Here is a 7,924-nt window from a genome sequence, read left to right as displayed (position 1 = left end):
TCTACCTTATAACTGACTACTCGGTATCGGTGGCACGGTTCGACACTCGAGAGTCGCAAACCGTTGGTACACAGTTAGCTTAACGGTTCAGGGACTATTGTGCGAATCGTCGCGGGCGGCGAGGCGGTTTTTGGCCTCGATCCATTGACTCATGTACTGGGTGCTGCGGTGTTGATGATGGCGCAACATGGTGCCGACAATGTTCCGACGTCGATGGTCGACCAGAGTGGTTTGCAGGGTACGCAGGCGATCGAGCAGAACACCCTCAAACCGTTGCGGGGAAAATCGCTGGGCCAGAGTTGTCCGGCTTTGGATCTGGGCCGATTGCCATCGAGTTTTGTCCTGATACAGAGAGACTGCTGCCTCAAGAAGAGCGTCGGCATCATCAGCCACCACGCCCGGCCATTGGTTCTGGTCAGCCATGGCTTCAGCACCCACCGAGGTGGTCACACTGGGCGTGCCGCAGACCATGGCGTCCAACAACTTGCCCTTGATACCGGCCCCAAAGCGCAGAGGCGCCAGGCAGACGCGGGCCCGTCCCATCACCTCGCGGGCATCCTCGGCCCAACCGAGCACCCGAAAGCCCTGCCGGGGATTGTTCAGCGCGGTGGCTTTGGGTGGCGGATAGGCGCCGTACAGATGCAATTCAGTTTCGGGAAGAGCCGCGCGGATGCGCGGCCACAGGTCGTGTTTCAGCCACAACACCGCATCCCAGTTGGGGGCGTGGCGAAAGTTGCCGATACTGACAAAGTGCTCGCGCGACTCAAAGGGCAGGGGGTTCGGCTCGGATGAGGCCCAGAGGGGCAGGTAAATCAGCAAGGACGGCGGCACCTCGAAGGTGTCCGTCAGCAGCTGCATTTCAAACTCGGAAATCATCAGGCTCAGGTCGCATCGATAAATCGCGGCCAGCTCGCGCTGCAGCAGGTCGCTGTCGGCCATTTCCTGAAACAGTTCATCGGGGGCGGCGGTTTCCGGGCGTACCGACTGGCGCTCGGCTTCGGAGCCAGCAAGGGACTGACGACGTTTCAGCCGTGCCCAGCGGGCGGCGCGCAGGCTGTGCAGGTCTTCGGTATCGAGCAGCCTCACGGCGCTTGGGCAGGTTCGCTCAACCCGCCAGCCAAACTGCTCCTCGGTCATAAAGCGATCAAAGAGCACAGCATCCGGCGCTTGCTCGACGAGCCAGCGGTCGAAGCTGTCCGCGTTCAGTTCAACGGCCGCTTCCGCGATACCTCGCGCCGGAAGATCGAGCCGGTGCTGGGAGGGCAGGGCGGCGCTGGCAAAGGTGATCCGCCAGTCGGCCCGCTGAAACTCTTCCAGCAGTTGAACCATACGGGTGCCCGCCGCTGAAGATTTGGGTTCGGGCCAGACGCTGCCGAGGACAATCAGGTGTGGCATAGCATGACTTACAGTTTCCAGCCCAGCTTCAAGGCGCCAAAACGCTGACGGGCACTGGCGTTCTTGTCCAGGTTGCTGTTGTTCACAAAGCTGAAGGTGAGGCTGAAACGCTCCCAGGCGTAGGAAGCGCCGATGTAACCCGCGTATTGATCGTGGCGCAGATCACCGCTCTGGCCGGAGCGCAGGCCGCCACCGCTGACAAAGATCTGGTTGTACACGTATTCCGCACCGCCTCCGATATAGACACTCCAACCGCCATCAATGGCCATGGGGGTACTGACCCGTCCGACAATCTGGGCCGCGGTACCAAAGCTGCGCTCCAGTCGGGTGCCGTAGCGAAGAATGACCGCCGCACCGGCGGCGCTCTCCAGGTTGCCCAGGGTACCACTGCCTACCAGGAGCAGATCGGCATGGGGCTCTTCGCTCGGCGCCGGACCAAACCGCCAGACCCGGGTACGCTCAATCTGCCCGACCGGCTCGTCTTTGACCTGATAGTCCCAGCCGCGGGGTTTGGTCGCTCCCACCATTTTGTGCACGGCCCTCTGGACTTCATCGGCGCCGGAAGACGGACCGACAATCCCCACGGTGACGCCGAGCGTGTCGGCCACATCGTCCCCGATCACGGTATAGGCCGCCCGTAGCTGCAGGAGGCCGGCGTAGGGCGCGTCGTTCGGGTCCGGCACCGGTTTTTCAATGTCTTCCGGGGTCAACATGGCCTGGCCGATGGTGAACTCGGTCACCTGCAGCTCTCCATAAGGGTCGGGCAGTAACCATCCCTCAAAGGGCCTTACCAGAAACGGCACGTCGTACTGTTCAGGAACGGTGTCGGCGAGGTCGAACCAGGACACGTAGAGACCGTTGGTGTAGCCACCCCCATCGGTACCGGCGAAGAGGTCGTTGTGCCAGACACCGGTAATCCAGTCCACATCCGCGTAAGCAGGAAGAGTCAGTAAGGCTGAAACGGCACCGGCCATCAGCTTGGGTATATGCATGCTTGCACTCCATAGAAGCCGATCCGAAAGCCGTCGGCGAGTTCAAAGGTGACACAGGGGTACGCAGGGTAGAGCTGGCTGGATGCCCAGCCCACCCGACTACGCTAGCATAAGCCGGCGTCACCACACCGTAAAAAAGTGTTGGAATGTGACTTCAGTGCAGGGGTTCATCCGGACGTTCGTTGGCGATATACACCTTGTAATGCTCCCGATAGTCCTCCAGGTCCGCCTCCAACTGCTCGTGGAACTGGCCGCTCAAAAACGACAGAGCGGACGGAATTTCATCGGTGTACTCCTTGCGATCCAGCGATGAGGTCGCCACCACAAAAGCACTGAAACGGGAGCAGGCCTGAAGCAGGGCGGCGGATACCAGCGCCGGGTCACCGGCCTGGTCCACCGCCTGATTGGCGTTTTCGATAAATTCGTCCACCAGGTTCCAGAAGGTGTCTTCGTCATGGGGTTGGTTCATTCAAGGCTCCATCGTCATCAATGTCTGGACCCTGACGACGCCCGCGCCAGGTCGCCCAGCGCTGCCCGACCCGGTCAGCGGCCAGGTACAGGGTCGGCACCAGTATCAGGGTCACCGTGGTGGCAAAGAGTACCCCAAAGGCCAGGGAAATGACCATCGGAATCAGGAACCGCGCCTGCACGCTCTGCTCGGCCATGATCGGCATCAGGCCAATAAAGGTGGTGACCGAGGTGAGCACAATGGCCCGGAAACGGTCCCGCCCGGCCTGAAGCACCGCCTCCAGTACCGCCAGGCCTTGATGGCGCAGGCTGTTGATCCGATCCAGCAGGACCAGGTTGTCATTCACCACCACCCCGGCACAGGCGATAAAGCCGAGCATGGACAGCATGCTGATTTCCCGGCCCATCAACAGGTGGCCGATGACCGCGCCCATAAAGCCGAAAGGAATGGCGGTCAGGATGATCACGGGCTGCCAATAGGAGCGGAAGTTGACCGCCATGATGCCGTAGATCAGGAGCACCGCCAGGACAAAGTTCTTGCTCATCGAACTCATGAAGTCCGCCTGGTCCTGCATATTGCCATCGGGGGACAGGGTCAGCCCCGGGAACCGCTGCTGCCACTCGGGCAGGTGTTCGCGCAACAGTTCCGCCACGATGGCATTGGCGTCCTCGCCCTCCTCGACGCTGGCGCTGATACCGATGGTGCGCTTGCGATCACGGCGTTCAATGGTGGAATAACCGGGCACGAAGTCGATGCGGGCCACGTCCAGCAGGGGTATCTGGGTGCCATCGGCCAGGCGAATACGCATCCGGTCCAGTTGGGAAATATGCGCCCGCTCCTCCCGCGGGTAGCGCACCAGAACCCGCACGTCCTCAATGCCTCGGGGAATGCGTTGCACCTCGGCGCCGTAAAACGCCTGACGCACCTGCTCGGCCACCTGACCGAGGGTCACCCCCAGAGACTCCGCTGCCGGGCGCAGCTCGATATTGACTTCCTGACGGGCCTTCTCGATGGTGTTCTCCACGTCATACACCCCCGGAAACTGGGCCAGCACCCGACTGACCGCTTCGGCGGCCTCGCGCTGGGCATCCAGATTATTATCGGCAATGCTCAGGTTCAGGTTGATATCGTCCCCGGCGGCGTTGATGGTGAAGTCCAGCCGGAATTCCTTGGCCTCCGGAATCTCGCCGATCAGCTCCCGCCAACGGCGGCTCACCTCCGGGCTGCCGATGTCCCGCTCTTCAGCACCGACCAGGCCCACCGACACATAGACGTTTTCACCCCAGGCCCAGGTCTGGATGCCTTCAATGAGGTCTTCTTCACTCCCGCCGGTCAGTTCCTCATCCTGATCCAACCGCAGGGCCGCCGATTCGACCTGACGCATGATGCGGGTGGTTTCATGGAACGGCGTGCCCTCGGGCAGGGTCACCCGCGCTTCCAGATAATCCGAGGGCACCATGGGCATAAAGCTCACGACCAGCCAGCCGCCGATAAACACCCCCAGGGACAGCAAAAATGCCACCGCAAATCCCGCCAGGGTAGCCAGCTTGTGCTCCAGCATCCGGACGAGGTAACGCAGATACACCCGGTCGGCGAACCAGTCCAGGCTGTCCGCCACTTTCTGGCGGGCGTGGGTCAGTTTGCGCAACAGTGGGTTCTTACTCTTCCGTTCCGGTTTCAGGTGGGAGAGGTGGGAAGGCAGTATCAGCAGACTCTCAATCAGGGAGAACAGCAGGCACAGAATCACCACCACCGGGATGGCAAAGGTGACGGTGCCCATGGCGCCGGGGACGGCCATCATGGGAGCAAAAAAGATCATGGTGCTGATTACCGCCAGAAATACCGGCGTCGCGACCATTTTGGCACCGCTGGCCGCGCTGGACGTGCCCTTGAGACCATGCTGATGGCGGGTGTAAATACTCTCGCCCACAATAATGGCATCGTCCACTACAATCCCCAGAACCAGCAGAAACGCGAACAAGGAGATCATGTTCACGCTGACCCCGGCGTAGGGCAGCAACCAGACCGCACCGGCAAAGGCGGTGGCGATGCCCACGCAGACCCAGGCCGCCAACACCGGGCGCAGGAACAGCATCAGCACCACAAACACCAGCAGCAGGCCGGTAATGGCGTTTTCCAGCAGCAGGTTCAACCGGCTCTCGTATAAGGTCGACATATCCCGCCAGACTTCCAGAGTCATCCCCGCCGGCAGAATGTCCCGGGTCCGTTCAATATAGGCTTCCACCTCCCGAGCGGAGGCGACGATGTCCGGATTCTCGGTAATCGACAGGTCCAGAAAGACCGCCGGCCTGCCGTTGAACTGGGCGAATACGCTCCAGTCATCAAAGCCGTCCCGAATCTCGGCCACATCCCTCAGCATCACCTGGGTGCCATCGGCGGCGGTGATCACCGGAATTCCGCCGAAATCCTCGGCGGTGTAGGCCTGATTGCGGGTCTGAATCTGGATATCGCCGCCGTGGGCGCGAATCACCCCGGCGGGCACATTCAGGGACGAGCCGGCAATGGCATTAGACACATCCGAAAAGCTCAGGCCATAGCGACGCAGGCTGGCTTCGGACACCTCGATACCCATCTCATAGGGGCGGGTGCCGTTGAGCTCCACATGGCTGACCCCATCCAGCAGGGTCAACTCATTGCGCACCCGCCAGCCGGTTTCCTTCAGGGCCGCCTCACTGACGTCCCCGGACAGCGCCAGGCTCATCAGAAAACTGCGCCCGACAATCTGCCGGGTCACTGGGCGCTCGACGTCGCCGGGGAAGGTGCTGATGGCATCCACCTGGGTCTTGATGTCGTTCAGCACCCGCTGGGGGTCATAGCCTTCCACCACTTCGGCCCGCACCGAGCCCCAGCCCTGGTTGGAGGTGGAGGTGATTTCCTCGATGCCGTCGATATCGGCAATGGCTTCCTCGATCCGGATGGCCACCTGCTCTTCCACTTCCGAAGGCCCGGCCCCGGGGTAGTTCATGGAGACTTCAATGAAGTTGAGCGATACCGTCGGGAAAACTTCTTTATCCAGTTTGCTGGTGCTCACTAATGCGCCGATGAAGATCAGCACCATCAGGAGGTTGGCGGCTACCCGGTTCTCGACAAACCACTGAATTAACCGGTTCATACGCCGCCCTCAGCCTCCGGCTCCGCCGGCGCGTCTTCGTCTTCCGCAGGCTCTGGGGTTGGCTCCTCCTCACCGGCAATCCGGACCGCCACGCCCGGGCTGACATAGCCCTGACGGTCGGTGATCACTGGCTCGCCGTCCCGCAGATCCCCATTGACCCAGATTCGCTCACCCTCGATGGTGAGTACCCGCACCTGCTTTTCCACCACCTCGCCGTCCTCGCTGACACTGTACAGCCGGTCGCGTTGAAACACGGCGGTGATCGGTAAAGAGACAATATCGGTCAGCGGCTTGCCTTCAATCTCGGCGGTCACAAAGGAACCCATCAGCAGCGGCGCGCCATGACGCTCGGTATTGAAGGGCTCCGGTAGTTCCGCCACGGCGTAGAGCATGCGCGACTGCGGGTCCAGGCTGGCCTCGGTGCGCACCAGGCGGGCCGACCACTGGTGGTCTTCGCCCAGAGCGCGCCCATGCAGGGTCACTGATGGTTGGGCCTCTTGCGTCAGTTCATCGCCAAAGGGCAGGTTGAGCAGCGCCGCCTGAGCATCGGTCAAGGGCAGGCGCACCTGGGCAAGAGTATCTTCATAAACATCCGCCACGGGCGTGCCGGGCCCGATAAACTGCCCCTGATCCGCCAGCGTCTGTCGGATGCGACCATCGAAGGGCGCGCGCACTTCGGTGCGTTCCAGGTCTAACCGGGCCTGATCCCGCGCCGCCCGGGCGGAGGCCACCGCCGCCTCGGCGGCGGCAATCTGGGGCTGGCGCAGAAACAGCGCGTTGGCTTCGGCATTGCCCAGGTCCCGCCACTCGCGCTCGGCCTGACGCGCCCGGCCGCGCTCTTCGGCCAGCAGGCGTTCCGCCTCACGCAGTTGAGCCTCGGCCTGGGCGAGGGCATTGCGGTAGTCCCGGGGGTCCAGCCGCACCAGCCAATCCCCTTTCTGGAACCGACCGCCGGCCACAAATTGCGGCGCCGACTCGATGATCTGCCCACCCACCTGACTGACCAGTTGGATATCCCGACGCGGCGTGACGGTACCCTGGGCCTCGACGGTCAGCGCCCGGTCCTGCAACTGCACCCGCTCCACCTCCACCACCGGTCGGGGTGGCTCGGGCTCCGGGCGGGGCTCAGGCCGGGGTTTGAGATTGAGCAACGCCACGAAGCCCAGCACGCCCACCACAATAATCAACAGCGACAAAGGCACGCGCCGCAACCAGCCAAATAACCTCAAAATCGTCTCCTTAATGTGTTTCCCAGCCTGCAAACCATCACGCGGGCATCAGTTTACAGCTCATACCGGTAATTGCGCAGCCAGATGGCACCGACTGTGAACACCGCTGCGACCACCAGACCCGCCCAGAACGCCGGTTCGCTCAGAGTCTCACCCCACTGGCTCAGCCAGGCTTCGGGTTGCGCCTGGGCCCGCACCAGCCCTTCGAAGGACCGGTGGGTGGGCACCCAGACCGCCTGCCACAGTTCCACACTGCGCAGTATCCACAGCTCCAGCACCATCGCCACCGCCGGCACCCCAAAGGCCACCAGAAACGGGGATTTCTTGGCGTAGGCGGAGGCCAGCATCAGCCAGGCCCACAGCGGCAGGAACCAGAGTGAGAACTGCAACCAGCCGGATACCAGCGCCAGGCTGTGGCCCAGAAAGGTGCCGATCAGACTGCCCATATCCGGTAAATCCACACCCAACTGCCAACTGATATACCCCAGCAACATCAGCAGGTGCAGCAGGCCCACCAGCAGCGAGGCGCCGATAAAGATTCCCGGCCCCACCAGCGCACCGAACGCCAGCTTGGTTAGCACCACCCGGGTTTCCGACACCGGCAGGGATTTCCAGAACAGAATGCTCTTGTCGCGCCGGTCCGAATAGAGGCTGCCCAGCAGGTAGACCTGGCTGACCAGCAGCAACGTCAGAATAAAGGGGATGG

Annotated in this window: 5 protein-coding genes and 1 pseudogene; all 6 read right to left on the bottom strand. The window is 62.2% G+C overall.

The annotated features are described in order from the left end of the window. Nucleotides 1–87: 87 nt before the first annotated feature. The gene (locus B3187_RS05630; RefSeq protein ID WP_286805028.1) at nt 88–1,395 is read right to left on the bottom strand and encodes a glycosyltransferase; all 1,308 of its coding nucleotides are present in this window, start codon (nt 1,393–1,395) and stop codon (nt 88–90) included. A gap of 8 nt (nt 1,396–1,403) precedes the next feature. Continuing rightward, nucleotides 1,404–2,387 (bottom strand): lipid A deacylase LpxR family protein, encoded by a 984-nt coding sequence (locus B3187_RS05625; protein ID WP_286805027.1) that lies wholly within the window; start codon nt 2,385–2,387, stop codon nt 1,404–1,406. Between the two features lie 154 nt (nt 2,388–2,541). Then, on the bottom strand, nt 2,542–2,856 hold the full coding sequence (locus tag B3187_RS05620) for a DUF3144 domain-containing protein (protein WP_286805026.1): 315 nt from the start codon (nt 2,854–2,856) through the stop codon (nt 2,542–2,544). Further along, nucleotides 2,840–5,989, bottom strand: coding sequence for an efflux RND transporter permease subunit (locus B3187_RS05615; RefSeq protein ID WP_286805025.1), 3,150 nt, complete (start codon nt 5,987–5,989; stop codon nt 2,840–2,842). The genes B3187_RS05620 and B3187_RS05615 overlap by 17 nt, the downstream gene beginning before the upstream one ends. Continuing rightward, nucleotides 5,986–7,218, bottom strand: a complete 1,233-nt coding sequence (locus B3187_RS05610) for an efflux RND transporter periplasmic adaptor subunit (RefSeq protein WP_286805024.1) — start codon at nt 7,216–7,218, stop codon at nt 5,986–5,988. The genes B3187_RS05615 and B3187_RS05610 overlap by 4 nt, the downstream gene beginning before the upstream one ends. Nucleotides 7,219–7,271: 53 nt before the next feature. Then, nucleotides 7,272–7,924, bottom strand: a pseudogene (locus tag B3187_RS05605) (hypothetical protein); the annotation flags it as partial.

Origin of the sequence: Marinimicrobium sp. UBA4209 (assembly GCF_002381585.1) — a bacterium.
In the GTDB taxonomy this organism is placed as follows: Bacteria; Pseudomonadota; Gammaproteobacteria; order Pseudomonadales; family Cellvibrionaceae; genus Marinimicrobium; species Marinimicrobium koreense.
The sequence above is the reverse complement of the archived record's forward strand: the minus strand, read 5'-3'. Positions and strand labels throughout refer to the sequence as shown.

Excerpts from the sequence above, each read along its gene's own strand:
- B3187_RS05615 (WP_286805025.1), bottom strand. The coding sequence starts at position 5,989 with ATGAACCGGTTAATTCAGTGGTTTGTCGAGAACCGGGTAGCCGCCAAC.
- B3187_RS05620 (WP_286805026.1), bottom strand. The coding sequence starts at position 2,856 with ATGAACCAACCCCATGACGAAGACACCTTCTGGAACCTGGTGGACGAA.
- B3187_RS05625 (WP_286805027.1), bottom strand. The coding sequence starts at position 2,387 with ATGCATATACCCAAGCTGATGGCCGGTGCCGTTTCAGCCTTACTGACT.
- B3187_RS05630 (WP_286805028.1), bottom strand. The coding sequence starts at position 1,395 with ATGCCACACCTGATTGTCCTCGGCAGCGTCTGGCCCGAACCCAAATCT.